The sequence below is a fragment of the Stenotrophomonas sp. BIGb0135 genome (genome assembly GCF_024810105.1).
Taxonomy (GTDB): domain Bacteria; phylum Pseudomonadota; class Gammaproteobacteria; order Xanthomonadales; family Xanthomonadaceae; genus Stenotrophomonas; species Stenotrophomonas maltophilia_AB.
In genome coordinates this window covers 470,198-494,904 of the sequence record NZ_JANUDX010000001.1, presented here as the reverse complement: position 1 = coordinate 494,904, position 24,707 = coordinate 470,198, and the positions used below count along the sequence as shown (strand labels likewise).

Annotated in this window: 24 protein-coding genes and 6 tRNA genes; 13 read left to right on the top strand and 17 right to left on the bottom strand. The window is 67.3% G+C overall.

Translation table 11 applies throughout. The features are described 5' to 3' along the window. Positions 1-81: 81 nt before the first annotated feature. The 8 genes from M2421_RS02255 to M2421_RS02220 all read right to left on the bottom strand — a co-directional run bounded on the left by M2421_RS02255 (position 82) and on the right by M2421_RS02220 (position 3,877). A tRNA-Glu gene (locus M2421_RS02255) sits at positions 82-157 on the bottom strand. Positions 158-205: 48 nt separating this feature from the next. Beyond that, positions 206-281, bottom strand: a tRNA-Ala gene (locus M2421_RS02250). 119 nt (positions 282-400) lie between these two features. Beyond that, positions 401-476 (bottom strand) — tRNA-Glu (locus M2421_RS02245). 50 nt (positions 477-526) lie between these two features. Continuing rightward, a tRNA-Ala gene (locus tag M2421_RS02240) sits at positions 527-602 on the bottom strand. Between the two features lie 146 nt (positions 603-748). Next, positions 749-824, bottom strand: a tRNA-Glu gene (locus M2421_RS02235). A 52-nt stretch (positions 825-876) separates the two neighbouring features. After that, positions 877-952: transfer RNA gene (locus M2421_RS02230), tRNA-Ala, on the bottom strand. 103 nt (positions 953-1,055) lie between these two features. After that, complete coding sequence (locus M2421_RS02225) at positions 1,056-3,482, bottom strand: heavy metal translocating P-type ATPase (RefSeq protein ID WP_259202962.1); 2,427 nt, start codon at positions 3,480-3,482, stop codon at positions 1,056-1,058. After that, on the bottom strand, positions 3,479-3,877 hold the full coding sequence (locus M2421_RS02220; protein WP_259202960.1) for a heavy metal-responsive transcriptional regulator: 399 nt from the start codon (positions 3,875-3,877) through the stop codon (positions 3,479-3,481). Before M2421_RS02220 ends, M2421_RS02225 begins: the two co-directional genes overlap by 4 nt. A gap of 219 nt (positions 3,878-4,096) precedes the next feature. On the opposite strand from M2421_RS02220, the gene M2421_RS02215 reads away from it, so the two are divergent. The 7 genes from M2421_RS02215 (at position 4,097) to M2421_RS02185 (ending at position 13,482) form a co-directional block, all read left to right on the top strand. Continuing rightward, a complete protein-coding gene (locus tag M2421_RS02215) occupies positions 4,097-5,164 on the top strand; it encodes a helix-turn-helix domain-containing protein (protein WP_259202959.1) in 1,068 nt (355 codons plus the stop codon). Positions 5,165-5,342: 178 nt separating this feature from the next. Then, positions 5,343-6,143 carry a TlpA disulfide reductase family protein gene (locus M2421_RS02210; protein WP_259202958.1) on the top strand — a complete coding sequence of 267 codons (801 nt, stop codon included), beginning with the start codon at positions 5,343-5,345 and terminating at the stop codon, positions 6,141-6,143. 40 nt (positions 6,144-6,183) lie between these two features. Beyond that, positions 6,184-7,002, top strand: a complete 819-nt coding sequence (gene dsbG / locus M2421_RS02205) for a thiol:disulfide interchange protein DsbG (protein ID WP_259202957.1) — start codon at positions 6,184-6,186, stop codon at positions 7,000-7,002. 380 nt (positions 7,003-7,382) lie between these two features. Continuing rightward, positions 7,383-8,843 (top strand): porin, encoded by a 1,461-nt coding sequence (locus tag M2421_RS02200; protein ID WP_259202956.1) that lies wholly within the window; start codon positions 7,383-7,385, stop codon positions 8,841-8,843. Between the two features lie 51 nt (positions 8,844-8,894). Next, positions 8,895-10,241, top strand: a complete 1,347-nt coding sequence (gene adiC / locus M2421_RS02195) for an arginine/agmatine antiporter (protein WP_259202955.1) — start codon at positions 8,895-8,897, stop codon at positions 10,239-10,241. A 21-nt stretch (positions 10,242-10,262) separates the two neighbouring features. Then, entirely contained in the window at positions 10,263-12,551 is a 2,289-nt protein-coding gene (locus tag M2421_RS02190; protein ID WP_259202954.1) for an Orn/Lys/Arg decarboxylase N-terminal domain-containing protein, read from the top strand. Between the two features lie 28 nt (positions 12,552-12,579). Further along, on the top strand, positions 12,580-13,482 hold the full coding sequence (locus M2421_RS02185) for a cation diffusion facilitator family transporter (protein ID WP_259202953.1): 903 nt from the start codon (positions 12,580-12,582) through the stop codon (positions 13,480-13,482). A 118-nt stretch (positions 13,483-13,600) separates the two neighbouring features. On the opposite strand, the gene M2421_RS02180 is transcribed toward M2421_RS02185, so the two are convergent. Beyond that, complete coding sequence (locus M2421_RS02180) at positions 13,601-14,065, bottom strand: DUF3806 domain-containing protein (RefSeq protein ID WP_259202952.1); 465 nt, start codon at positions 14,063-14,065, stop codon at positions 13,601-13,603. 145 nt (positions 14,066-14,210) lie between these two features. Here M2421_RS02180 and M2421_RS02175 point away from each other — a divergent pair, with 145 nt between their 5' ends. The 3 genes from M2421_RS02175 to map all read left to right on the top strand — a co-directional run bounded on the left by M2421_RS02175 (position 14,211) and on the right by map (position 15,688). After that, complete coding sequence (locus M2421_RS02175; RefSeq protein WP_259202951.1) at positions 14,211-14,642, top strand: RidA family protein; 432 nt, start codon at positions 14,211-14,213, stop codon at positions 14,640-14,642. Between the two features lie 69 nt (positions 14,643-14,711). After that, positions 14,712-14,924, top strand: a complete 213-nt coding sequence (locus tag M2421_RS02170) for a ParD-like family protein (RefSeq protein ID WP_038687903.1) — start codon at positions 14,712-14,714, stop codon at positions 14,922-14,924. Further along, positions 14,921-15,688 carry a type I methionyl aminopeptidase gene (gene map / locus M2421_RS02165; protein ID WP_259202945.1) on the top strand — a complete coding sequence of 256 codons (768 nt, stop codon included), beginning with the start codon at positions 14,921-14,923 and terminating at the stop codon, positions 15,686-15,688. The genes M2421_RS02170 and map overlap by 4 nt, the downstream gene beginning before the upstream one ends. Positions 15,689-15,715: 27 nt before the next feature. On the opposite strand, the gene M2421_RS02160 is transcribed toward map, so the two are convergent. Further along, the gene (locus M2421_RS02160; protein WP_259202943.1) at positions 15,716-16,501 is read right to left on the bottom strand and encodes a response regulator; all 786 of its coding nucleotides are present in this window, start codon (positions 16,499-16,501) and stop codon (positions 15,716-15,718) included. Next, complete coding sequence (locus M2421_RS02155) at positions 16,498-17,622, bottom strand: histidine kinase (RefSeq protein WP_259202941.1); 1,125 nt, start codon at positions 17,620-17,622, stop codon at positions 16,498-16,500. Before M2421_RS02155 ends, M2421_RS02160 begins: the two co-directional genes overlap by 4 nt. A 185-nt stretch (positions 17,623-17,807) precedes the next feature. On the opposite strand from M2421_RS02155, the gene M2421_RS02150 reads away from it, so the two are divergent. Beyond that, positions 17,808-18,182: a hypothetical protein gene (locus tag M2421_RS02150; protein WP_259202940.1), complete on the top strand. Its 375-nt coding sequence runs from the start codon at positions 17,808-17,810 to the stop codon at positions 18,180-18,182. A 68-nt stretch (positions 18,183-18,250) separates the two neighbouring features. On the opposite strand, the gene M2421_RS02145 is transcribed toward M2421_RS02150, so the two are convergent. From M2421_RS02145 to gstA, 3 genes are all read right to left on the bottom strand, one after another. Beyond that, positions 18,251-18,916: a hypothetical protein gene (locus M2421_RS02145; RefSeq protein WP_259202939.1), complete on the bottom strand. Its 666-nt coding sequence runs from the start codon at positions 18,914-18,916 to the stop codon at positions 18,251-18,253. Then, positions 18,913-19,656 carry a hypothetical protein gene (locus tag M2421_RS02140; protein WP_259202938.1) on the bottom strand — a complete coding sequence of 248 codons (744 nt, stop codon included), beginning with the start codon at positions 19,654-19,656 and terminating at the stop codon, positions 18,913-18,915. The genes M2421_RS02145 and M2421_RS02140 overlap by 4 nt, the downstream gene beginning before the upstream one ends. A gap of 191 nt (positions 19,657-19,847) precedes the next feature. After that, entirely contained in the window at positions 19,848-20,492 is a 645-nt protein-coding gene (gene gstA / locus M2421_RS02135) for a glutathione transferase GstA (RefSeq protein ID WP_259202937.1), read from the bottom strand. A gap of 135 nt (positions 20,493-20,627) precedes the next feature. On the opposite strand from gstA, the gene M2421_RS02130 reads away from it, so the two are divergent. Continuing rightward, complete coding sequence (locus M2421_RS02130; protein ID WP_259202936.1) at positions 20,628-20,960, top strand: helix-turn-helix domain-containing protein; 333 nt, start codon at positions 20,628-20,630, stop codon at positions 20,958-20,960. Between the two features lie 158 nt (positions 20,961-21,118). Here M2421_RS02130 and M2421_RS02125 read toward each other — a convergent pair whose 3' ends face one another. From M2421_RS02125 to M2421_RS02115, 3 genes are all read right to left on the bottom strand, one after another. Beyond that, positions 21,119-22,597 (bottom strand): hypothetical protein, encoded by a 1,479-nt coding sequence (locus tag M2421_RS02125; protein WP_259202935.1) that lies wholly within the window; start codon positions 22,595-22,597, stop codon positions 21,119-21,121. Positions 22,598-22,679: 82 nt separating this feature from the next. Then, positions 22,680-23,069 carry a hypothetical protein gene (locus M2421_RS02120; protein WP_259202934.1) on the bottom strand — a complete coding sequence of 130 codons (390 nt, stop codon included), beginning with the start codon at positions 23,067-23,069 and terminating at the stop codon, positions 22,680-22,682. Positions 23,070-23,103: 34 nt separating this feature from the next. Next, positions 23,104-24,030 (bottom strand): LysR family transcriptional regulator, encoded by a 927-nt coding sequence (locus M2421_RS02115; RefSeq protein ID WP_259202932.1) that lies wholly within the window; start codon positions 24,028-24,030, stop codon positions 23,104-23,106. A gap of 129 nt (positions 24,031-24,159) precedes the next feature. Here M2421_RS02115 and M2421_RS02110 point away from each other — a divergent pair, with 129 nt between their 5' ends. Beyond that, positions 24,160-24,552: a RidA family protein gene (locus M2421_RS02110; protein ID WP_259202930.1), complete on the top strand. Its 393-nt coding sequence runs from the start codon at positions 24,160-24,162 to the stop codon at positions 24,550-24,552. The last annotated feature ends 155 nt before the right edge of the window (positions 24,553-24,707 follow it).

The following is a 24,707-nucleotide window of genomic DNA, read 5'->3' as shown; positions in this document are numbered from 1 at the left end:
GGAAGCTTTTTCTGCGACCGACCCTGGCGGGTGCGTACAAACAAAAAGCCCCGACCGAAGTCAGGGCTGTTTGTTTGAAGCTGGCGTCCCCACGGGGATTCGAACCCCGGTCGCCACCGTGAAAGGGTGATGTCCTAGGCCTCTAGACGATGGGGACGCGTTAAACCGAATTTGTCTTCTATCGGACGGCCTGTGTCCGGAGAAGTGGTGGAGCCAGGCGGGATCGAACCGCCGACCTCCTGCATGCCATGCAGGCGCTCTCCCAGCTGAGCTATGGCCCCACGTTGTACCGCGAGCCGCCTAGTATACCTGCCTGTTCACGTTTGTGGAAGACCAAACGAAACCCGCGGGAGGCGGTGACAAAAAGACCCGGCAAACCGGGCCTGATGTCGTTGATGAGTGGCGTCCCCACGGGGATTCGAACCCCGGTCGCCACCGTGAAAGGGTGATGTCCTAGGCCTCTAGACGATGGGGACGCATGAACTCATCAATGTTTTCAGCCATCCTGACGGCCTAAGGTCAGGAGTGGTGGAGCCAGGCGGGATCGAACCGCCGACCTCCTGCATGCCATGCAGGCGCTCTCCCAGCTGAGCTATGGCCCCACGATGCTGGAGGCGGAATTCTACGCGGATGTGAAGCTCCCGCCAAGTCTTTTTTCTGTCGTAACGCAGAAAAAAGTGCGTGCAGAACGCCGGTGATACAGAACAAAAAAGCCCCGACCGCGGTCGAGGCTTTCCTGCTTTTCAATTGGCGTCCCCACGGGGATTCGAACCCCGGTCGCCACCGTGAAAGGGTGATGTCCTAGGCCTCTAGACGATGGGGACGCACGAAACTTCATATTTTGTCACTGCACTTCAATCGGCCTAATGATTGGAGTGGTGGAGCCAGGCGGGATCGAACCGCCGACCTCCTGCATGCCATGCAGGCGCTCTCCCAGCTGAGCTATGGCCCCACGTCGTGAGGAGCGAAATCATAGCGACGGTGTTTTCGATTGGCAAGAGAAAACTGCAGGAATTTCTTCATCCGTTGCATGAACTTCACTCACGCCGATCCGCTCATGCATCGGGCAAGCGTTGATGACGCAGGCGCAGTGCATTGCTGATCACCGATACCGAACTCAGGCTCATCGCAACGGCGGCCAGCATCGGCGACAGCGTGATGCCCAACGGATACAGCACGCCGGCGGCGACCGGTATGCCGAGGCCGTTGTAGAGGAACGCAAAGCCCAGGTTCTGGCGCATGTTGCGCACGCTGGCGGTGGACAGCTGGCGGGCGCGCAGGATGCCGCGCAGGTCGCCCTTGACCAGCGTCACCTGCGCGCTGGACATGGCCACGTCGGTGCCATTGCCCATCGCGATGCCGACGTCGGCGGTGGCCAGCGCGGGCGCATCGTTGATGCCATCGCCGGCCATCGCCACCTTGCGGCCCTGCGCCTGCAGGCTGCGGATCAGCGCAGCCTTGTCGGCCGGGCGCATTTCGCCATGGACCTCGTCCAGTCCCAGCGTGCGCGCGACCGCATCGGCGGTGGCGTTGCCGTCGCCGGTGGCCATCACGATGCGCAGGCCGTCGCGGCGTAACTGCGCGATCGCGTCGGCGCTGGACGCCTTGATCGGATCGGCCACGGCGACCAGGCCGGCCAGCCGCCCGTCGGCGGCTAGGAACATCACGCTGGCCGCGTCGCGGCGCAGGGCATCGGCGCGGTCGTGCAGCACGTCCAAGGCGATGCCGTGTTCCTGCATCAGGGCGGCGTTGCCCAGCAGCAGGGCCCTGCCTTCGACGGTGCCGCGCACGCCCATCCCGGTCAGCGAATCGAACGCCTCCACCACGGCAAGCGCGCGCCCGCGCTGCCGCGCTTCGGCCACGATCGCGGCCGCCAGCGGATGCTCGCTGCCCTGGTCCAGGCTGGCCGCCCAATGCAGTACGTCGTCGGCGACAAACGGCGCCACGGCCTGCACGTCGCGGAAGTGCGGGCGGCCTTCGGTGAGCGTGCCGGTCTTGTCCACCACCAGCGTATCGATCTGGCGCAGCGCCTCGATCGCTTCGGCGTCGCGGAACAGCACGCCGTGCTGGGCGGCGCGGCCGGTCGCGACCATGATCGACATCGGCGTGGCCAGGCCCAATGCGCACGGGCAGGCGATGATCAGCACGGCGACTGCGCTGAGCACGGCGTGGGTCCAGGAGGGTTCCGGGCCGAACAGGCCCCAGCCGAAGAAAGTGAGCACCGCCGCCAGCAGCACCGCCAGCACGAACCAGTAGGCCACCGTGTCGGCCATGCGCTGCATCGGGGCGCGTGAGCGTTGTGCCTGCGCCACCAACTGCACGATCTGCGCCAGCATGCTGTCGTCGCCCAGGCGGTCGGCGCGGATGACCAGGCTGCCGGTGCCGTTGAGGGTGGCGCCGATCACGCCGTCGCCGACGGTCTTGCCGACCGGCACCGGTTCGCCGGTGAGCATGGACTCGTCGACCGACGAGCGCCCCTCCAGCACGGTGCCATCGACCGGCACCTTTTCACCGGGGCGCACGCGCACGCGGTCGCCGGGGTGCAGCTGGGCGATGTCCACGTCCGCTTCGCTGCCGTCCTCGCGCAGCACGCGCGCCGTCTTCGGTGCCAGGCCCAGCAGCGCCTTGATCGCCGCCGAGGTCTTGGCCCGTGCGCGCAGTTCCATCAACTGGCCCAGCAGGGTCAGCGAGATGATCACCGCGGCCGCTTCGAAGTACACGCCGACATGGCCGTGTTGGCGGAACGACGGCGGGAACAGGTCCGGCGCGAGCGTGGCAACCACGCTGTAGCCATAGGCCGCCAGCACGCCGGTGCCGATCAGGGTCCACATGTTGGGGCTGCGGTTGCCGATCGACTGCGCCCAGCGCTGCAGGAACGGCCAGCCGGCCCACAGCACCACGGGGCTGGCCAGGGCCAGTTCGATCCACACCCGCACATCGGGCGACAGCCCGTGCAGCAGCGGGGTCATGGCCAGCATCGCCAGTGCCATGGTGGCCACGCTCAGCGGCAGGCTCCACCAGAAACGGCGCCGGAAGTCAGTGAGCTCCGGGTTCTCGCCGTCGTCCAGGCTGGGCATCATCGGCTCCAGCGCCATGCCGCAGATCGGGCAGGTGCCCGGGCCCTCCTGCACGATCTGCGGATCCATCGGGCAGGTGTACAGGGTGCCGGCCGGGGCCGGGGCGGCCATGTGCGAGGCCGGGTCCAGGTAGCGCGCCGGATCGGCGACGAACCGGCGCCGGCAGCCATCGCTGCAGAAGTGGTAGGCGCTGCCGGCATGCTGCGCGTGGTGGGCGGTGCTGGTCGGGTCCACGTCCATGCCGCAGACCAGGTCCTTCACCGTGGGGGCCCCGCCTGGTGCCTTGGCACCGCAGCAGCCGCCGGTGCTGGGCGGTGCCGCTGCCGGCGCAGTGGCGGGCGTGCCGCCGCAGCAATTGCCGCCGGTACCGCCGTGGGAGGCATCGTGGTGATGGGTGTGGCTCATGGGCGGGGCTCCGTCAGCGCCGCCAGGATCGGGCACTGCTGCAGGTCGCCATGCCCGGGGCAGGCATCGACCAGTTGTTCGAGCGCGGCATGCATGCGCTGCAGCTCGGTGATGCGCTGCTGGATGTCGGCCAGCTTGTGCACGGCGGTTTCGCGGACCTGGGCCATGTCCTGGCCGCGCTGGTCGCTCAGGCTGAGCAGCTCGCCGATCTCCTCCAGCGTGAAGCCCAGCGCCTTGGCGCGCCGGATGAACTGCAGCCGGGTCAGGTCGCCCTGGTCGAAGACGCGATAGCCACCGGCACTGCGCCGCGCGGTGGGCAGCAGGTGCTGGCGCTCGTAATAGCGCACGGTGTCGATGGGCACGCCGGCCTGGCGTGCGAGCTGTCCGATGTTCATTGCCACCTCGTTGAAGAGCTGGACGGAAGCGTAAACCCTGGACTCTGGTCAAGAGTCAAGGGTTGCTGAAGCCCAGCCATCCGATGTCGCAGACGGGCCGGAAAATACAACTTGTTTCATAGCTCGCGCCGCACGCCCTCCGTACGCTCGGACACGTTCGCGAACCCCTTTCCCTGCGTGGGTTTCGCTGGTTACGGACGTTGTTCGAGGAGTTTGTCTATGCATGCACGTGTCTCCCCCCCGCCGACCCTTCCCAAGGCGGCGACCCCGGCGCTGATGGAAGTGGCCGTGCTCGAATACCCCGGCAGCCTGCGTGCGGCCGCTCCGGTGCTGTCCGAGCTGGCCCAGCGCTGCAACCGCACCGCAGCCGCTGGCCGGCGCCCGGGCGCGCGCATGCTGGTCACGCGCTGGACGCTGTCCGCGCGGGGCATGCAGCGGGTCGCCGGTGCCGAGCTGTTCGGCGATGCGCCGCCGGCGATCGTGGTGGTGCCGGGCAATGAACCGAGCTGGCCGCTGCCGCCGCCGGACGAGCGGATGCTGGCGTGGGTGCGCGACTGCCATGACGCCGGCACGGTGCTGGCGGGCTGCGACGAGGGCGCATTGCTGCTGGCCAGCAGTGGGGTGCTGGCGGGGCGCACGGTGAGCCTGCCCGATATCGCCCGCTGCCCGTCGCTGGCCTCCACCGTGGCCAGCTGGTCGCAGGGCGACCGCGCGCTGGTGGATGACGGCGATGTGCTCACCACCTCCGGTGCCGATGCCTGGAAGTACCTCAGCCTGCGCCTGTTGGCCCGCGTGTACGGACATGCCGTGATGGTCGAGGCGATCCAGCAGTTGCAGCTGGTGATCCCGCGCGCGGTGCAGGACGATCTGGAGCGCTTCAGCCCCAATTTCGCCCACGGTGACCGTGGCATCCTCAAGGCGCAGCGCTGGCTGCACACCATCGCCGCACGCGGGGTGAGCCTGCAGGACATCTGCGAGTCGTCCGGACTGGAGCCGCGCACCCTGCAGCGCCGTTTCCTGAAGGCCACCGGCCTGCGCCCGATCGAGTACTGCCAGCGCCTGCGCATCGCCAAGGCCCAACTGCTGCTGCAGGCCGGCGGCATCGTGGACGAAGTGTCCTGGGCGGTGGGCTATTCGGACCAGAGCGCGTTCCGCAGGTTGTTCCTGCGCATCGTCGGCGTGACCCCGGCGCGCTACCGCCGGCAGATCATCTCGCAGCGGCGCGCAGGGCGCGCCCGTACCGCCGCGGCGTGCGAGGTCGAGGAGCCGTTGCGCTCGGCTGCCTGACCGCTGCGCGCTGCGCATCCACTCCCACGAGAACGGCAGGCCGGCAGACGCGGCCTGCCGTCGTCGCCTGTGCAGGTGCGGCTTGCCCGATGGGCCTGGGGCGGTGACCATGCCGACGGGGTGATACACAGTTGGGTGCGGCCGCGCGGGGTGCGGCTGGGCCGGAGATGGATGGATGATGAGCAGTATCGGCCCGGTTCCGCTGGGTGTCGTGTGGGTGGTGGTGGGAGGAGTACTGGCAGTGGGCGTGGCGCGTTGGCTGCGGCCCACGCCGCGGGAAGGCCAGCCGGCGCCGAGCGCGGTGTTGCTGGACATGCTGTTGCTGGCCCTGTTGGGTGGCCGCATCGGCTTCGTGATGGCGCATGCGCGCACCTACCTGGCGGATCCGTGGGCGTTGCTGCGCGTGGGCGACGGCGGCTTCCTGTGGTGGGCGGGGGTGCTGGTGGCCGCTGCCTGGGCGATATGGCGGCTGCGCCGCTGGCCCGGCGCCCGGCGCGCGGTCTGGTCCGGCGCGGTGGCCGGGCTGCTGTGCTGGCTCGCGCTGTCGCTGGGCATGGCGCAGTTGCAGCAGGCGCGCATCGTCGTGCCCGAGCTCACCCTGCAATCGATGGAGGGCGCCCCAGTGGCGCTGGCCGGGCAGGGCGGCACGCCGTTGGTGGTCAACCTGTGGGCGAGCTGGTGCGGCCCCTGCCGGCGCGAGATGCCGGTCTTCGCCGAGGCACAGCAACGTACGCCGGCGGTGCGTTTCGTGTTCGTCAACCAGGGCGAGGACGCCGACGAGGTACGCCGGTTCCTGGGCGCCGAGCGCCTGTCGCTGCAGAACGTGTTGCTGGATGCCGACAGCCTGACCTCGACACGACTGCAGGTGCATGCCTATCCGACTACCCTGTTCTTCGATTCGCACGGCCGCCTGCAGGGCCTGCACATGGGGGAACTCAGTGCCGCCGGCCTGCAGGCCAGGCTTGATACGCTGCGCTGAGTACGCGTTGCTTTCCGTTTTGCCGACACCAGGAGTTGCCATGTTGTTCATATCCCCACGCCCGTTGGGTTCCCTGCTTGCCACGGGCCTGCTGTTGAGCCTGGCCGCGTGCAGTCAGGCGCAGTCGCCCAAGGCCCCGGCCACCGCCGCGACCAGGACCGGGGAACAGCCGGCCGTGCTCAAGGGCATCCAGAAGCATGGCTTCGAGGTGCTCGGCGAGTTCGACGCGCCCGGTGGCTTGCGTGGCTTTGCCGGGGTGGTCGGCGGGCAGCAGCCTGCGGCCGCCTATGTGACCCCGGACGGCAAGCACGTGCTGGTGGGCAGCCTGTTCAACGAGAACGGCGAGGAAGTCGGCGCGGCCGCGCTGGAGAAGCTGGCGGCCAAGCCGATGTCCGACCGGATGTGGAACAAGCTCGACGCCAGCGCCTGGGTGCGTGACGGTCGGGCGGATGCGCCGCGCGTGGTCTACACCTTCAGCGACGCGAACTGCCCTTATTGCCACAAGTTCTGGGAAGCGGCGCGGCCGTGGGTGGACAGCGGCAAGGTACAGCTGCGCCACATCATGGTCGGGGTGATCCGCGAGGACAGCCCGGCCAAGGCGGCGGCGATCCTGACCGCGCCCAACCCGAGTGCGGCCCTGCTGGAGAACGAGCATGGCTTCGACAAGGGCGGTATCAAGCCGGCGTCCAAGCTGAGCCCGGAGATCGCCAACAAGCTCAATGCCAACCAGGAGCTGATGCTGGAGATGGGCTTCCAGGGCACCCCGGGCATCCTGTTCAAGGACGACAAGGGGATGGTCGACCGCCTCTCCGGCTTGCCGCAGGGCAAGGACATGGAGCGGGTGATGGGGCCGCGCTGAGCCCACGCGCGGCCGCAGGATTCGCGCGCCGGTGCACTGCCGGCGCGCTGTACGTCACACTTTGCATCATTGGCGGTTGATCTAGATCAAGGCCAAAAACGACATGCGTACTAGCCTGTACGCATGCAGCCCACACGTCCCACGCTCCCGATCCTCTGCCGCACGACGACCGCGCGGCTGCTGCGTTCGCGACGCTTCACGAATGTCTCACCCGGCGATTGTTACTCAAGGCGCTGGCGCGCGGGTCAACCCCGCCATGCCGCTCGGGATGAGGAGGGCATCCCGCACATGCAGTGCAGTACCGGGTTGTCGACCGGATTCCCTCGCGCATGCGCGGCGGAAACGGCCGGCAAGGCTGTTCGCGGTTCATGGAGAACGTGATGCGCCTGGCTGTCGTAACGTTTGCTTGCGTGGCGGCGCTGTCGTCTGCGCCAGTCCATGCACAGGCGTCGGCGGACGCGCTGCGGCAGGAGATCCGGTCGCTGCGGCACACGCTTGAGGCGATGGAGAAGCGCCTGGATGCGCTGGAGTCCAACAAACCTCCGCCAACCGCGTCGAGCGCTGCGAGCACCACGAGTCCCGCCATTCCCGCGATCGCCGCAACGACCGCACCGCTACCGGCCACGTCCCCCCGCGCGCTCACCGAGGCCGGTGCCTCACAGGTGCCCGGCGTCGGCCAGGCCATCCTGCCGCCCCGTGATTCGGTGGCCGATCCGTCTTCGGCTGCATCGCGCCCGGACAGCGCTGCCGGCCCGACCGATCCCGAGCTGAAAGGCTTCTTCGCCATCCCAGGCACCGACACCCTGATCCGCATCGGCGGCTACGCCAAGCTCGATGCGATTGCCGATGCGCGCGCGGCCGGTGACCAGGAACAGTTCGTCACTTCTTCGATTCCGGTCGGCGGTGCACACCGGGATGCCTCCAACTTCACCCTGCATGCAAAGCAGACCCGCTTCAGCTTCGAAGCGCGGCGCCCGACCACGCACGGCAACCTGCGCTTCTACCTGGAGAACGACTTCTTCGGCAGCAGCGACAGCTACACGTTCCGCCTGCGCCACGCCTACGGTCAGCTCGGCAACACGTACGCGGGCTACGGCTATGCGACCTTCATGGACGCCGACAGCCTGCCCGACACGCTGGATTTTGCCGGGCCCGGTGGCGCCGGCTACCTGCTGGTGGCCGGCATCCATCACAGCGTCCCGATGGGCAAGGGCAACACGCTGACCTTCGCCGCCGAAGACCCGGACACGCAGCTGAGCGCGCCGGGCGACGGCACCAGCGCGGTCAACCAGGCACCGGATGTGACGGTCACCGCGCGCATGGAGCGCGGCTGGGGCCACCTGCAGCTGGGTGCCGTGGCGCGCAGCCTGGGCTATGACGGCACTGCCGGCGATGACCGCCGCATCGGCGGCGGGCTGCAGTTGAGCGGCTCGGCCGCGATGGGCGACCAGGACCTGCTGCTGTTCGGCGCGCTGGGCGGCAAGGGCCTGGCCCGGTATACCGCCGACCTGACCGGCTCGGGCATGGATGCGGTGGTGACGGCCGACGGACGCCTGGAACTGCTCTCGCTGCGCGGCGGCTTCGTCGGCTACACGCATTACTGGTCGCCGCTGTGGCGCTCCAACCTGATCTACGGACAGCTCGACAGCGAACGCAACGACGCGCTGGCCGCCGACGCCTTCCGACGCAGCCGCTACGGCGTGTTCAACCTGATCTGGAGCCCGGCGCCGTCCTGGACGATGGGCATGGAGCTGCTGTACGGGCAGCTGGAACAGCAGGGCGGACAACGTGGCGACACGGTGCGGCTGCAGGGCAGCCTGCAATACAACTTCATCAAGTAGACCCCAACGCCCGGCGCGACCGGGTTCCTGCCAGGCAAAGGAGACAGCGTCATGGCGAAAGCGAAGAAGATCGGGGTGGTCGGTGCCACCTTCCTGGTGGCCGGCAACATGATGGGCTCGGGCGTGTTCCTGCTGCCCTCCAGCCTGGCCAAGATCGGTACCGCGTCGATCTGGGGCTGGCTGGTCACCACGGCCGGCGCGCTGCTGCTGGCCTTCGTGTTCGCCAAGCTGGGCAAGCTGGCGCCCAAGGCCGGTGGTCCCTACGCCTACGCACGCGACTGGTTCGGCCCGTACATGGGCTTCCAGACCAACACCATCTACTGGTTCGCCAACTGGATCGGCAACGTGGCCATTCCGATCGCGGCGGTGGGCTATTTCAGCTACTTCTTCCCGATCCTGTCCGAGCCGCTGCCGCGCTGCATCGCGGTGCTGGCCCTGGTATGGGCGTTGAGCTTCGCCAACGTGATCGGGCCGTCGTTCGTCAGCAAGCTGCAGACGGTGACCACCAGCTTCGCGCTGGTGCCGATCCTGGGCATCGCGATCTTCGGCTGGTTCTTCTTCGACCCGACCCTGTTCAAGGGCGCCTACAACGTGTCCGGGGAGTCCAACTTCGGGGCGATCTCCAGTGCGGCCGCCTTGACCTTGTGGGCGTTCATCGGCGTGGAATCGGCCTCGGTGACCGCAGGGGTGGTGGAGAACCCGGAGAAGAACGTGGCCCGCGCCACCCTGGCCGGTGTGTTCCTGGCGGCCATCGCCTACATCGCCAGTTCCTCGGTGATCATGGGCATGGTGCCCAACGGCGAGCTGCAGGTGTCCGATGCGCCGTTCGCGCTGGCCGCGGCCAACGCGGTGGGCGGCTGGGGCGGGGCGCTGGTGAGCCTGTGCGCCTTCGTCGGCGCGGCCGGCTCGCTCGGCGGCTGGATCCTGCTGACCGCGCAGAGCGCCAAGGCGGCTTCCGACGACGGTCTGTTCCCCGGCATCTTCAGCAAGACCAACAAGGACGACGTGCCCGTCAAGGGCGTGCTGATCGTGGCGGTTCTGATGACCCTGGCGGTGCTGGTCACCTCCACCTCGGAGACGGCCTCGGCGCAGTTCGATGTGATCACCTCGGCCGCGGTGGTCCTGACCCTGCTGCCCTACATCTATTCCTGCGTGGCCTGCTACTTCGTGGTCGAGCGCTCGCACACCCTGGTGCATACCGGTGCGTTCTGGCTGCTGACCAGCGTCACGGTCGTGTACTGCCTGTGGGCGATCTTCGGTTCGTCCGGCAGCATCGTCCAGTACGCCTTCCTGTTCGTGCTGTTCATCACGGTGTTCTACCCGTTCTTCAGCGAAGAGCGCCGCCGCCAGCGCGGCCTGCCTGCGCTGGATGCCGCCGTCCGCACGACGCTTTCGTGATATTGCCCCAGGAGAATGCCTGTGTACTTCAAGTCCCTTGATTACCCGATCATCGTCATCGACGACGATTACGAGTCCCCGCGCATCGGCGGCATCCTGATCCGCGCGCTGGTCGAGGAGCTGCGCAAGAGCGACCAGCGCGTCCTGTGCGGCCTGACCCTGGCCGACGCCCAGGCCGGTGCGCGCACCTACGTGGCCGCGTCGGCGGTGCTGATCTCCATCGATGGCACCGAAGAGAACCCGGAGCAGTTCCAGCGCCTGCTCGGCTTCCTGCGCGAGCAGAGCGCGCGCCGGGCCAACCTGCCGGTGTTCCTGTACGGCGAGCGGCGCACCATCGAGAAGGTGCCGAGCAAGCTGCTCAAGTTCGTGCACGGCTACATTTTCCTGTTCGAAGACACCAAGAGCTTCATCGCGCGCCAGGTCATGCGCGCGGCCGAAGACTACATGGCCAACCTGCTGCCGCCGTTCTTCAAGGCGCTGATCCACCACACCGCCGAGTCGAACTATTCGTGGCACACGCCGGGGCACGCCGGTGGCGTGGCGTTCACCAAGTCGCCGGTGGGACGCGCGTTCCACCAGTTCTACGGCGAGAACACCCTGCGCAGCGACCTGTCGATCTCGGTGCCCGAGCTGGGCTCGCTGCTGGACCACAGCGGCCCGATCAAGGAAGCGGAAAACGAGGCGGCGCGCAATTTTGGTGCCGACCACACCTTCTTCGTCACCAACGGTACCTCCACCGCCAACAAGATCGTCTGGCACGGTACGGTAGGCCGTGGCGACGTGGTGTTCGTGGACCGCAACTGCCACAAGTCGCTGCTGCATTCGCTGATCATGACCGGCGGCATCCCGGTGTACTTCACCCCCAGCCGCAATGCGCACGGCATCATCGGGCCGATCAGCCTGGACCAGTTCACCCCCGAATCGCTGCAGGCGGCCATCGCCGCCAACCCACTGGCCAGCAAGGCCTTCAAGGCCGGCTCCAGGCCGCGCATCGCGGTGGTGACCAATTCCACCTATGACGGGCTGTGCTACAACGCCGAAAAGATCGCCGAGGAGATCGGCAGCGCGGTCGACTTCCTGCATTTCGACGAGGCCTGGTATGCCTACGCCGCGTTCCATCCGTTCTACGAGAACCACTACGGCATGGCCAAGGGCAAGCCGCGCGAACAGGATGCGATCATCTTCACCACCCATTCCACGCACAAGCTGCTGGCCGCGTTCTCGCAGGCGTCGATGATCCACGTGCGCAACGCCGCCAGCCGGGAGCTCGATGCCGAGCGCTTCAACGAAGCGTTCATGATGCACACGACCACCAGCCCGCATTACGGGGTGATCGCCGCGTGCGATGTGGCCTCGAAGATGATGGAAGGGGCGGCCGGTGAGTCGCTGGTGCAGGAGATGCACGACGAGGCGATCGCCTTCCGCCGCGCCATGCTGCACGTGCGCGAGGACCTGGGTCGCGACGACTGGTGGTTCAGCGTATGGCAGCCGGACAAGCTGGAGCGTTCGCTGGCCAAGGGCGATACGCCGGCGCCGATGGTGGCCAAGCGCAGCGAGTGGTACCTGCAGCCGGACGCGCACTGGCATGGCTTCGACGGCCTGGTCGAGGACTACGTGCTGATCGATCCGATCAAGGTGACCCTGTTGACGCCGGGGCTGTCGATCGACGGCGCGGTCGGCCAGCGCGGGATCCCGGCGGCGGTACTGAGCAAGTTCCTGTGGACCCGTGGCATCACCGTGGAGAAGACCAACCTGTATTCGGTGCTGTTCCTGTTCTCGATGGGCATCACCAAGGGCAAGTGGAGCACGCTGGTCACCGAGTTGATGGCGTTCAAGGAGCTGTACGATGCCAATGCGCCGTTGACCCGGGCGTTGCCGGGGCTGGCCGCGGACTATCCGGTGGCCTACGCCGGCTGGGGCCTGCGCGACCTGTGCCACGCGCTGCACGAATTCAACCGCGAGTTCGCGGTGGCCCAGGTGATGCGCGCGATGTACGTGGACCTGCCCGAGCCGGTGATGACCCCGGCCGAGGCCTACGACCACCTGGTGCGCGGGCAGATCGAGCGGGTCGACATCGAGCAGATCAGCGGCCGTATCGCCGGCACCATGCTGGTGCCGTATCCGCCGGGCATCCCGACGATCATGCCCGGCGAGCGGTTCGGCGCCAGCGACGAGCCGATCATCCAGTCGCTGCGCATCGCCCGCGAGCAGAACGCGCGCTTCCCGGGTTTCGAGTCGGACGTGCACGGGCTTATCATCGACCGCGACGGCGATGTGCCGACCTACAAGGTGGAGGTGCTGAAGGTCTGACGCCCACGCGCAGGACCTTCGGCGGGCGATGGATACAGCACGCGAGCAGCGGGTCCTGAAACTGTCGATCGGGGTGACGGTGGCGGTCAGCGCCATCGGCTTCATCGGCGGCCTGCTGGTGGGGTCGCAGGCCATCCTGTTTGATGGCGTGTACAGCCTGGTCGACGTGGCCCTGACCCTGGTGGCGCTGGCGGTGCTGCGGCTGGTGGCGCGGGAAGGGAGCCCGCGCTTCCAGTACGGGTATTGGCACCTGGAGCCGATGGTGGAGGCCCTCGGCGGGGCGATCCTGTCGCTGGCCTGCATCTACGCGCTGGCCAATTCGGTCATCGGGTTGACGACCGGCGGCCACGAGGTCAAGGCGGGCCCTGCACTGCTGTGGGCAGCGGTGTTGTGCGTGAGCAACCTCGGCATGGCGGCGTTCGTGCGTACCCGCGCGCTGCGCTTGCAATCATCCTTGCTGTGGCTGGATGTGCGGGCCTGGCTGCTGAGCGGGCTGATGAGCCTGGCGGTGGTGCTGGCATTCGTGATCGCCCTGCTGTTGCGCGGCGGCGCGCACGCCCACTGGATTCCGTACCTGGACCCCTTGGTGCTGGCTGCGATCAGCGTGGCGGTGCTGCCGGTGCCGCTGCGCAGCGCCTGGAAGGCCATGCGCGAGGTGCTGCAGGTGGCGCCCGACACGCTGGACGCGCGCGTGCAGGCGGTCATGCAGGATTTCGTGGCCGAACACGGCTATCTGGATTTCACCAGCCACGTGGCCAAGATGGGACGCATGCGTTTCGTGGAGATCCACATCCTGACCCATCCGGAAACGGTCATCGGCAACATCGGCAACGTGGACCGGCTGCGTGATGAGATCGCCGAACGCCTGGACGCGCGCGGCAGTGAGTTCTGGTTGACCATCGACTTCACCGCCGATCCGGCCTGGACCTGAGGCCGGGGACGGGACTCAGGGGGGGCGGCCTGGGCAGTGGTGGTCCCGGCGATCATCGCAGCGTTCTGCGGCAGGGACACCACGAAAACGTGCGTGGATGACGCGTACCGCGTGCGGCTTATCGCCCTAAAAGGCGGCGCCACCAGGGCACGGGCGGCGTCGGGTCGGGCAGGTGAGCCGCGGGCAGGCTGGCCCAGATGGGCTCGAAGAAGGCGATGTCCTCATTGTCCGGGGCCATCCGCTTGGAGACCGAAGCCACCGGGAACAGCTTGAGCTTGGCGGGGCCGACCACTACCGCGTCGGTGCCATAGGCGTCGGTCTGCATGCGCCAATCGCCGCCGCGATGGGCAATCACGTAATCACCGAAGAGGATGCCCAGCCCGCACGCCACGACGTTGTCGGCAGGGCGCTGGGCAACATCGTCGGCCTTCCAACGCTGGAAGGCCGTGTCCAGCGCGTTCGGGGTGACCTCGCTCGTGCCGGCATAGATCGTCAGCAGTTGTCGGCCCAGATCCCTGGATTCCTGTGCCCACGCGCTTTCCCGGTCCGAAAACCCGGCCAATGCCACGTCCTTGTCGCTCATGCCGTTCTCCGGATGCCCGGTCGCGATTCTGGCAGCTCTGCACGGGCAATGCGACGGCGAATCTCAACGTTGCAGTGTGCGCCGTTGACCTCAACCGCGGTTGAGGCCGGAGACTGCGCACTCACTCCCCGACGACGCCTCCCCCATGTTGACCGATGCCCCTGTTGCGCCTGCCGGCCTGTTTGGTTTCATCAATCCGTCCGGGCTGTACGACCCGACCACGAACGGCTATTCCCACGTTGCCGTGGTGCGGCTGCCGGCCCGCGTGATCCACATCGCCGGGCAGGGCGGGGAAACCGCCGATGGCGCGTTGTCGCCGCGCTTCGAGGCGCAGGTCGCCCAGGCGCTGGACAACCTAAGCCTCGCGCTGGCGTCGGCCGGTGCCAGCCTGGCCGATGTGGCCAAACTGACCGTGCTGGTGGTCGACCATGACCAGGACCGGCTCGGCATCCTGTCCGATCAGATCGGTCGGCGCTGGCCACTGGGCCGCGCCCCGACCTGCACGCTGATCCCGGTGCCGCGGCTGGCGCTGGACGGCATGCTGTTCGAGATCGAAGCCACCGCGTACCGCGAGTGAGCCGGGCGGCTGGTGTGGAATATACGAAGCGTATATGATGTGTATACCTTTTGTGACCGAGGCATCGCCATGGGCATCGTCAACATCGACGACGAACTGCACGACAATCTGCGCCGCGCGAGTGGCGTCTCCGGCCGCTCGATCAATGCCCAGGCCGGGTTCTGGATCAAGATCGGCATGCTGTGCGAGATGAACCCCGGCATGAGCTACCAGGAAATCGTCAGCCGCGAGCTGCGTGCCGCCGGGGTCGCGCCGGGGGCATTGCGGGTGGCCGAGGCATGATCAAGACCCTCGAAGAGCAGGCGTTGATGCGCGCATCGGGGCGGCTGTTGGCCCAGGTGTTCGAGGCGCTGGACACGCTGCCGCTGGAAGGCATGAGCACGCTGCAGGTCAACGACTGGGTGGAGCGCTTCATCGTCGATGAGCTGCACGCGCGCCCGGCCAGCAAGGGGCAGTATGGCTTTGCCTACGTGTTGAACAGCTCGATCGACCGGGTGGTCTGCCACGGCGTGCCATCGGCTGATGACATCCTGCGCAGCGGCAGTATCGTCAACCTGGACATCACCCTGGAAAAGAACGGCTACATCGCCGATTCCAGCAAGACCTACCTGATCGGCGAAGTGGACTACGCGGCCAAACGCCTGGTGCGGGTCACCCGCGAGGCGATGTGGAAAGGCATCGGCGTGGTACGCCCGGGCGCGACGCTGGGCGATATCGGCTTTGCGATCCAGCAGCATGCCAAGGCGCACGGTTACAGCGTGGTCAAGGAGTTCTGCGGGCACGGCATCGGCCGGGAAATGCACGAAGAGCCGCAGGTGCTGCATTACGGTCGGCGCGGCGATGGACTGGCACTGGAGGAAGGCATGACCTTCACCATCGAGCCGATGATCAACCAGGGCCGGGCGGCCATCGACATGAGCGAGGACGGCTGGACGGTGACCACCCGCGACGGCAAGTTGTCCGCGCAGGCCGAGCATACGGTGCTGGTCACTGCCGACGGGGTGGAGGTGTTGACGCTGCGTGCGGGCGAGCAGTCCGGACGCTGACGGCAACCCGGCCGGGCATGGCCGGCGCTACCCGATGTCGCCGCTGCGCGTGGACACCAGCTTGAGGAACGCCTCGTTCTGGTAGCGGCTCATGCGCAGCTGCTGGCCGGTATCCAGGGTGATCACGTGGTGGCCGTTGAACCATGGATGGATCGCCTTGACCCGGCGCACGTTGACGATCGCCGAGCGGTGCACGCGGGCGAAATGGCGCGGGTCCAGCCGGGCGGCCAGCGTGGCCATGGTTTCACGCAGCTCGTGCACGCGGTCGACCAGGTGGATCTCCACGATGTTGCGCGCGGCCTTGATCCAGACGATGTCGTCCACCGCGATCAGCACCACGTGTTCGTCCACCCGCACCGGGATGCGCTGCAGGTAGTCCTCGCGTTGGCGCAGTGCGTCCAGTGCCTGCAGGATCTGCACCGAGGCCTGGCTGCCGACCGCGCCGGCCATCGACAGCCGCTGCTTGGCGCGGTGCAGGGTGGCGGCGAAGCGCTCGCGGCTGAACGGCTTGACCAGGTAGTCCACCGCGTTGGCCTCGAAGGCCTTGACCGCATACTGCTCGTAGGCGGTGACGAACACGGTGGCGGGCATGCGTTCGGCGCCGATGGTGGCGACCACGTCCATGCCGTTGATCGCCGGCATCTGGATGTCCAGGAACACCAGGTCCGGCGACTGGCTGCGGATGGCGGCCACGGCCGAGACGCCGTCGCCGCATTCGCCGAGGATCTCGATGTCCGGGTCATCGGCCAACAGGCGCACGATCGCGCGGCGCGCGATCGGTTCGTCATCGACCACCAGTGCGGTAAGGCTCATGCCGGCGAGAGCCCCGGATGGAACTCGGGGGCATCCTCGGCGCTCTCCAGTGCGCGGAACGGCACCCTGATGCGGCACGCCACCCCTTCGGGCCAGATCATGTCCAGGCGGACCTCGGCGGCATCGCCGTACAGTTCGCGCAGGCGCAGCCGCGTGTTGGCCATGCCGATGCCGTGGCCGGCCGAGGCGGTCGGTTCGGCCGACAGCGTGCTGTTGCGGTTGCGCACTTCGATACACAGTGCATCGCCGTCGCGTCGCGCGTCGATCTCGATGGTGTCGCTGCCCACGCGCTGGCCGATGCCGTGGCGCAGCGCGTTCTCCACCAGCGGCTGCAGGATCAGGCTGGGCACGGCGCAGTCCAGCGTATCGGGGGCGATATAGGTGCGGGTGGTCAGTCGGTCCTTGAAGCGCACGCGCTGGATGCCCAGGTACAGCTCGATCAGGTCCAGCTCCTGGCGAAGGCTGATTTCCTGGCCGTCGTAATCCTCCAGGAAGGCGCGCAGCAGCTCGCTCAGGCGCAGCAGCATGTCCTCGGCCGACAGCTTGTCTTCGTCGAGCAGGGTGATGATCGCGTGCAGCGTGTTGAACAGGAAATGCGGCTGCAACTGCGACTTCAAGGCGAGCAGGCGCGACTGTGCCAGCTCGGTGGCCAACTGGCTCGCTTCCAGTTCGCGCCGGGCCTTTTCAGCGTGGAAGTGGATGGCCTGCTGGATGGCGAACAGCGTCCAGTAGGTGAGCAGCCCGATGGCGAAGTGCTGTTCCAGGAAGTAGCCCAGCTGTTCGGCAAAACCGCTGGGCTCGAACAGCGTGGAGACCAGCGCGCCCAGCACCATCGCCGCGAACGTCACGCACAGGCTCGCCAGCACCTGCGCGCCGAGTCCGTGGAAGCGGAGGGTGCCGCGCACGGGGAAGCGCTCGGCGAGGCGGAAGACGGTGGGGGCCAGGGCGGCCCAGGTGTACCACTGGATCAGCGACCAGCGGGCCAGGTCCCAGAACGGCCAGTGGGTGCGGGGCAGGCCGACGTTGATCGCGTTCTGCATGGCGAACACCATCGCCACCAGCGTCCACAGGGCGATATAGCGTGATAGGCGGATCTGCGTGCTGCCGAGGCGGATGTTCATGCGGGCGTCCAGGGCCAGGCATCGCTGGCGAGCCCCATCTTAGGCAGGCCCCGGGCGGGCGGGAAGCGCCATGACGGCCCATTACGATTGGCCCGCGCGTGGCGACGATTGGTCCCGGATCGGTTGGCGCGGGGCGATGCCCGGTGCCTGATGCGGACGTCCTTCACCGCTACGGAGACGCCGCCATGTTCCTGATCCGCCCTGTCCTGATCGCTTCGCTGTGCTTGATGCCGCTGCTGGCGGCCGCCCCGGCGCAGGCCGGCGAGGCACGTTACCTCGGCCTGCTCAACCGCGCCCATGACAGCGTCGTGGCGCTGGAGGTGGCCCCGGCCGGCAGCGATGCCTACGTCGCCCGACCGATCGACAGGCTCGACGGGGGCGGCGGCGCAATCACCGTGCGCCTGGGGGAGGCCGGCTGCCGGTTCGACATACGGCTGCAGTTCCGCAATGGCCGGCGCGCTATCTATCACGGGGTGGATGTGTGCACCGGCGATACCCTGGCGATCGCACCGCTGCCACGCGGCCGCGACGATGTGGCGGTTGCCGTGCAGTCGCGCTGAGCACGCCGGTCGTCAGTGCTGACGACCGGTTGCCGAGCGTGCGGGTATCGGTGGGTGTCCCGCGAGGCTCACTTGTGCGGCGTTGCGCCTTCCTCGAAGGCCGCGCGACGGGCGCGATAGGCCACTACCTGCAGCTTGCCCGCACCCAGCAACGGACGCATCCGGCTGACCTCGGTGCCGACCCGATAGGCGCCCCCGCCGGGCGTGATGAAGGCCGAGGACTGCGAGGTGATCGTGGTGTCCTGCTTGCCCACGTGGCTGGCATCGGGGCGCAGCAGCAGGTACACCGGCGGCGTCGGACGGCTGCGGTCAACGAACACGCTCAGCGAGTACTCGTTGGTGCGGCGGACGAAGTCGGTGAACCGATACTGCTTGATTGGCTGGAAGCCCGCATCCAGCAGTTCGGCGCTGGCGGCGAAGGTGCCGCCTTCGGAAAGCGACACGCGGATGTCGATCTCCGAGGCGCCTTCCAACGCGTCCAGCCGGTACAACGCCACCGGCAACGCAGCGCCGGCCAGGGTGACGCAGGCTGCCACCTCGGCGAACTCCAGGCGTCGGTCCTCGGCATCTTCCCCGGGCGCCAGGTAATTCAGTGGACGGCTGGTCACTTCCGGCAGGCTGCCCACGCAGTGCAGGCGGGTATCGGGCACCGTGGCCTTGTAGGCCTGGTGGGCGCACCCCGGCAGTCCACTGGCGACCATCGCCAGCAGGACCATGGTGGTCAGCCGGCTCACAGCTGCCTGACCAGGGCGTCGCTGGTGCGGTCGATGGCCAGCTTGATGCCTTCCACGGTTTCGGCACCGGCGTCTTCGAGGGCATCGAAATCGGCGTAGGCAAAGCGCTGCGCCTCCGGTTCCAGGGTGATGACCTTGGCCTGGTTGAGTACGTTGTTGTAGACGACGAAGTCGGTGAAGTAGTTCTGCTTGCCGTCCTGGCTGACCAGGCGCGCGGCTACGCTCAGCATCGGGCGGTAGGGCGCATCGTCACCTGCACCGGCGGCGGCGTAACCGACGAAGTTCACGCTGAGGTCCAGCTGGGCATCGGCCTGGGGCTGGTGGGTATAGGCCTTGCGCAGACCGAACACGCCGCGGGCGGTCTTGCTGCCCTTGGCTTCCACCATCGCGCCGGGCCATACCAGGGTGTAGCCGCGTTCGGCCATGCGCTGGGTCAGGCTTTCCCTGAAGTACACCGCAGGGTCGAACTTGGCCGCGTCGCATGCGGCCTGCAACCGGTCACGCTTGCCGGCCATGTTGGCGGCGGCCACCAGCCCGCCGATCAGGCCGAAGTTGGCGCCGGGGTGGTTCATCATCAACACGTTCGGTTCGATCGGCGTTACGGGCAGCACCACGATGGTCTTGATTGGTGGCGTGGCGTCACGGTTGTACGCCTGCTGGGGTGGCAGGCTGACGCAGCCGGTCAATGCGGCCATCATGGCCAGGCCCACGCACACACGCTGGAAAGCGGCAAACTTCATGGACGAATCCCTCCTGTATGAAATTGCCCGGAGAGAGCCCGCCATGCATGGCTACGCAAGACCAGCCGCCCCCGCGACTGGCAGATCCTCCCCCCAGGATCCAGCCCGGATGCGTCCGGGCCGGCGGCAGCGTAACCGAGCGCCGCGCGCCGCACCAGTGGGGGCCGTGGCGGTTGGCCGGCGGCTGCGGATCAGGCCACAGCCGGGCGCGTCAGTCCCTCGCGCTCCAGCGCGGCACGTACCGACGGGCGCGCCTGCACGCGTTGGTACCAGCGCTGCAGATTGGCCAGCGCGTCGAAGTGGATATCGGCCTTGTAGTAGGAGGTCAGCCACGCCGCCTGGCCCCAGCCGACCAGGGCGAACAGGTAGGCGTCGGCGATGCTGAAGGTGTCGCCGGTGAGGTACGCGCGTTCGGCCAGCTGCGCGTCGATCCAGGCGAAACGTTGCGCGAGCTTCGGGCGTGCGGTGTCTACGTATTTGCCGGCGGCGGTGGCGTACAGCAGCGGGATGAATCCCTTGTGGATCTCGGTGGCGAGGAAGCTCAGCCACTCCTGCAGGTGATAGCGCGCGAGCGTGCCGTTCGGCGGTGCCAGGGCGCTGGCCGGATGCTGGTCGGCAAGGAACTGCAGGATCGCCGCCCCTTCGCGGAGCACGCTGCCGTCGTCCAGTACCAGCGCCGGCACGTAGCCCAGCGGATTGACCTGCAGGTAGTCATCGCCGTCGACGGTGCGGTGGGTGCGGTGATCGACCTTGACCAGCGTGGCGGCGAGACCCAGTTCATTGATCACGATGTGCGGCGCGAGCGAGCAGGCGGCGGGCAGATAATAGAGCTTCATTGCGGTGTCCAGGACGGGAGGGGCCTCCAGGTGAGGCGTCCTGGCGCATTCTAGGAGCGCGGTATAAAAACGGAAGAAGGCACTATCCTGTGGTGTAGGTACATAATTGTTACCTGCCACCTCCTGAACCCTTCGATGAAAGACAACGTCTCCGGCTGCTCGGTGGAAGAAGCGATGCGCCTGCTCGGCGGGCGCTGGCGGTTGCTGATCGCCTCTTACCTGCTGGATGGCCCGAGGCGGTTCAACGATCTGCGCCGCGACATTCCCGCCATTTCCCAGCGCATGCTGACCCTGGACCTGCGGGCACTGGAGGAGGCCGGGCTGGTCAGTCGGACCGTGTTTCCGACGGTGCCGGTCAAGGTGGAGTACGCGCTGACCGACGATGGGCGGCGGCTGCAGCCCGTGGTGGAGGTGATGCAGACATTCGGGCTGTGGGTGAAGGCGCGCGGCGCAGTCACTCCGGTGTAGTGTCCGTCTGGCCGTCAGCGCCGGATGCGTCGCTTCATCACCCGAAACCCGGGCACCCGGCACCTGCGCGATGTGCGGCGATCTTCCGCGGGGAAATCGGTCAAGGCAGCCGATAAGGGGATGTGCCGCACGTCGTGGCCACGCTCGCGAACGGCAACCTAGAATCTGACCCCGGAGAGCGTTGGGAGAGGTGGACTGAAATCCGAAGAAGCAACGATGAGCCCGTATGTCGTGATCGCCATCGACGGGGAATGACCTTCAGATGCCGATCCGGCGGGTTGCGGAAGCCTGGCATCCAGTTGCCCCGCACGCCGCAGAGTGTCGAGAACCCACCACATCTCCTGCAGTGATTTCGCGCCCGCTCCGAATACGGAGAGAATGGGGGCCTCCCAAAGGCGGGTGAGAAGTTCGCTCCAGTCCCTCTGTTCGCCCAGCGCTTCTTGCTTGATCCAGAGCGCGAATTCCTTCCATGCGGTGTCCGCAGCGTCGACAGGATCACCCGTGCGCGCAGTGTCGTACTGAATCCTCCTTGCTTGCCGTCGCAGTGCACTACGGAGCCGCGAGCCAGACCAGCCCTTTGTACGCGCGGCTGCGATCACCGGCATGATCCTGCCCAGCGCATTTATTGCCCACGTCAAGCGCGCCTGCAGTTCCACCTGTTGCACTGCCATGCCGAACCGTAGCTCGGGAAGGTCCGGCGTGCCACGCCATTCCACGGACTCGGACCCGTGATCGTCGTCTGTGAGGGTGCCTGCTTCATAACTCTGGTGCTGGTGCAGGGCGTGTTCGAAGTGCACCAGGTCGGCGAACTCGGTGACGACCATCGGGCCCGATTCACGTTCTGGCAGTGCAGCAGCCTGCGGAATGGGTGGGTCCAGATGGAGGACCTGAAGCAACGCGTTGCTGTCGAAATAGGTGGCCACGCATACGCTGGAGTCGATCGGCTCGGTCGAGGGTGACCACTCCTCGGCCGAATATAGTGAGAGGGTCGGGAATTTCATCGCCTGACCCAATCCCCTTTTCAATTCGCCAGGATCGAGTTGCTTAAGCGTGCCCTTGGCTTCCACGGCTGACCATGCACCGCAACTGCACTGCGCCATGTAGTCCGGGTTCTGTATGCCTTTCATGGATGGTCCGCCCCCTCCCAGGGTGACCGCTGGATGGGCGGTTATCTTGTAATGCCAGAATCGCCGCAGGTATCCGGGGTGGCTGGCATGGCTGCGGGTACGCCAGCGTCCGGTGGCGATGCGGCAGTAGATCGTACCCAAGGCGTAGGAAAGTGCCGATCTTTCCGTGGTTTCCAGCAGCGAGGCGTACGCAGCGCGCTTCCAGGCGGCAGGGGTGCCCAAGGGGCTTGCGTTCTCCAGCAGGGTGAGATGAAACCGCAGGCGCTGGTACAGATGCCGATGAAGTGCCTGCCATTCCTTGCCGCTGCACACGACGCGCTTGTCCCAGCTCACTCCGTAGCCACAGTCATGCGCTGCAGCCCACATCTCGACACTGTTTGGTGCAGGCAGCGTCTCTGCGGGTGCAATCGGCTGGAACTGCGTGGACAAGAAGGACCACGCATCCAGCATGAAATCGATGGATGCCTTGGAGTGGACATTGGGGACATGGAACGTGAGCAGGTTGGTCATCGCCGTATCATCCGTGATCGTCTGCCACGCAGGATATGTCGGACGCGGGCCGCGGCGCCAGCCATCTGGCAACGCCAGTGCGTTACCGCGTGTCGCTGTCGTCGGCGCGGAACTGGATCACCTTGTCGAGGGTGAAGCCCGGCAGCATCGCGCGCAGTTCGGCCAGCATGCGCTGCCGCGATTGTTCGGCGGCGTCGGCGGGAAGGCCGGCGGCGAGGGCACGCTGGAGGGTATCCAGGCCGGCCGCCTGCAACGCCGGGTCGCAATACGAGGCCGCCGCCGTGGCGATCTCGGTGGCGCTGGCACTGCTGCGGAAATGCCGCTGTGCGTAGCCGAAATGACAATCGAGCAGGGCGGTCAGCAGCGGGTCCTGCGCCGGGGCGGCTGCGGGTGCGGTCGTCTGGGCGAGGGCGATGGCGGGGGCCAGCAGTGCGACGGCGGTGACCAGGGCGGGGCGGAAACGGGCGTGCATGCAGGGCCTTTCTGGGGAATGGAACGTGGTTCGCTCAGCGCGGGCGCATCGATTCGACCGGCGTGTGCTCGGCGAGCAGCGCGCCCACCCAGTCGATGAACACCCGCAGCTTGACGCTGACGTGCCGGTTCGGTGGAAACGCAACATACAGCGGCATCGGCGCCACCCGCCAGTCGGCGAGGACGCGGGTCAGTTCGTCGCGGGCCACGTGCGCGGCGGCCATGTAGTCGGGTAGCCACAGTACGCCGAGCCCGGCCAGGCCGGCGGCGAGGTACGCATTGCCATCGTCCAGCGCCAGCCGGTGGCGGCCCTGCACGGTGATGCGGTCCTGGCCACGCTGCAGGGTGTACGGCAGCACCTGGCCGTTGCGCGAGCGCAGGTAGCCGACGACGCGGTGGTGGCTGTCGGCCAGCACTGCCGGGTGGTCGGGGATGCCGGCCTCGCGCAGGTAGCCGGGCGCGGCGTAGAGCCCGGCCTGGAGGTCGCCGATGCGACGCGCGACCAGCGACGGGTCGGTGACCTCGCCGCCGCGGATCACCGCGTCCACGTTTTCGCCGATCAGGTCGATGTTCCGGTCGCTCGCGCCCAGGTCGAGCTGGATGTCCGGATAGCGGGCGAGGAAGCCGGGCAGCGCCGGGACCAGCAGCAGCCGCGCCAGCGGTGCCGGCACGTCGATGCGCAGGCGCCCGCGCGGTTCGGCGGCGGCACCGGACAGGCTGGTGTCGGCATCGTCGAGGTCGGCCAGCAGGCGCACCACCCGCTCGTAGTAGGCCGCGCCGTCGGCGGTGACGTTGACTTGGCGGGTGGTGCGGTTGAGCAGTCGCACGCGCAGTCGCGCTTCCAGGTGCTGCACCAGCTGGGTGACGGTGGTCCTGCTCATCTGCAGGGTCTGGGCGGCCTTGGTGAAGCTGCCGGTCTCCACCACGCGGGCGAAGGCCTGCATCGCATCGAACCTGTCCATGGGGCGCCTTTCGAGGGGATTGTTTGGATTCTACAAACAGTGATGGCCGGTCTGGGACGTTTATCCGGGCCGGTGCGGCCTCTACCGTAACCACATCACAACAACGGGCCGCCGGCCCGGGAGAAAACGATGGCAACCCGTGACGTGGTCTTTCCGCCGGGCCGGCAGGCCCTGTATGAGCGCAACCGCTATTCGCCCGCCGTGCGCGCCAATGGCTTCCTGTTCGTGTCCGGCCAGGTCGGCAGCCGCGAGGACGGCTCGCCCGAACCGGAACTGGAAGCGCAGGTGCGGCGGGCCTTCGACAACCTCAACGCGGTGCTGGGTGCGGCCGGCTGCACCTTTGAGGATGTCGTCGATGTGACCGTGTTCCTGGTCGATCCGGAGCGGATCTTCGAGCGGGTGTGGGCGATCGTTCCCGAATACTGGGGCCAGGCGCCGTACCCGACCCTGACCGGAATCGGGGTGACCTGGCTGTACGGGTTCGATGTGGAGATCAAGGTGATCGCCAAGCTGCCGGACTGAGGGCGTCACGGCCGTGCGCCGGCTTCAACCGTGAGGTGGTGTACTGGCGGTGGAGCCATGCCTGGCATGGCTGGCAACAGTCATGACGCCGCGGGGAAGGCCAGCCACGCATGGCGTGGCCCTACGCCGTTACGCGGCGGGCCTTCACGCGACTG

What these genes read in the sequence shown, in the direction of transcription:
- M2421_RS02225 (WP_259202962.1), bottom strand. Translation starts at nt 3,482, where the DNA reads ATGAGCCACACCCATCACCACGATGCCTCCCACGGCGGTACCGGCGGC.
- M2421_RS02220 (WP_259202960.1), bottom strand. Translation starts at nt 3,877, where the DNA reads ATGAACATCGGACAGCTCGCACGCCAGGCCGGCGTGCCCATCGACACC.
- M2421_RS02215 (WP_259202959.1), top strand. Translation starts at nt 4,097, where the DNA reads ATGCATGCACGTGTCTCCCCCCCGCCGACCCTTCCCAAGGCGGCGACC.
- M2421_RS02210 (WP_259202958.1), top strand. Translation starts at nt 5,343, where the DNA reads ATGAGCAGTATCGGCCCGGTTCCGCTGGGTGTCGTGTGGGTGGTGGTG.
- dsbG (WP_259202957.1), top strand. Translation starts at nt 6,184, where the DNA reads ATGTTGTTCATATCCCCACGCCCGTTGGGTTCCCTGCTTGCCACGGGC.
- M2421_RS02200 (WP_259202956.1), top strand. Translation starts at nt 7,383, where the DNA reads ATGCGCCTGGCTGTCGTAACGTTTGCTTGCGTGGCGGCGCTGTCGTCT.
- adiC (WP_259202955.1), top strand. Translation starts at nt 8,895, where the DNA reads ATGGCGAAAGCGAAGAAGATCGGGGTGGTCGGTGCCACCTTCCTGGTG.
- M2421_RS02185 (WP_259202953.1), top strand. Translation starts at nt 12,580, where the DNA reads ATGGATACAGCACGCGAGCAGCGGGTCCTGAAACTGTCGATCGGGGTG.
- M2421_RS02180 (WP_259202952.1), bottom strand. Translation starts at nt 14,065, where the DNA reads ATGAGCGACAAGGACGTGGCATTGGCCGGGTTTTCGGACCGGGAAAGC.
- M2421_RS02175 (WP_259202951.1), top strand. Translation starts at nt 14,211, where the DNA reads ATGTTGACCGATGCCCCTGTTGCGCCTGCCGGCCTGTTTGGTTTCATC.
- M2421_RS02170 (WP_038687903.1), top strand. Translation starts at nt 14,712, where the DNA reads ATGGGCATCGTCAACATCGACGACGAACTGCACGACAATCTGCGCCGC.
- map (WP_259202945.1), top strand. Translation starts at nt 14,921, where the DNA reads ATGATCAAGACCCTCGAAGAGCAGGCGTTGATGCGCGCATCGGGGCGG.
- M2421_RS02160 (WP_259202943.1), bottom strand. Translation starts at nt 16,501, where the DNA reads ATGAGCCTTACCGCACTGGTGGTCGATGACGAACCGATCGCGCGCCGC.
- M2421_RS02155 (WP_259202941.1), bottom strand. Translation starts at nt 17,622, where the DNA reads ATGAACATCCGCCTCGGCAGCACGCAGATCCGCCTATCACGCTATATC.
- M2421_RS02150 (WP_259202940.1), top strand. Translation starts at nt 17,808, where the DNA reads ATGTTCCTGATCCGCCCTGTCCTGATCGCTTCGCTGTGCTTGATGCCG.
- M2421_RS02140 (WP_259202938.1), bottom strand. Translation starts at nt 19,656, where the DNA reads ATGAAGTTTGCCGCTTTCCAGCGTGTGTGCGTGGGCCTGGCCATGATG.
- gstA (WP_259202937.1), bottom strand. Translation starts at nt 20,492, where the DNA reads ATGAAGCTCTATTATCTGCCCGCCGCCTGCTCGCTCGCGCCGCACATC.
- M2421_RS02130 (WP_259202936.1), top strand. Translation starts at nt 20,628, where the DNA reads ATGAAAGACAACGTCTCCGGCTGCTCGGTGGAAGAAGCGATGCGCCTG.
- M2421_RS02125 (WP_259202935.1), bottom strand. Translation starts at nt 22,597, where the DNA reads ATGACCAACCTGCTCACGTTCCATGTCCCCAATGTCCACTCCAAGGCA.
- M2421_RS02120 (WP_259202934.1), bottom strand. Translation starts at nt 23,069, where the DNA reads ATGCACGCCCGTTTCCGCCCCGCCCTGGTCACCGCCGTCGCACTGCTG.
- M2421_RS02115 (WP_259202932.1), bottom strand. Translation starts at nt 24,030, where the DNA reads ATGGACAGGTTCGATGCGATGCAGGCCTTCGCCCGCGTGGTGGAGACC.
- M2421_RS02110 (WP_259202930.1), top strand. Translation starts at nt 24,160, where the DNA reads ATGGCAACCCGTGACGTGGTCTTTCCGCCGGGCCGGCAGGCCCTGTAT.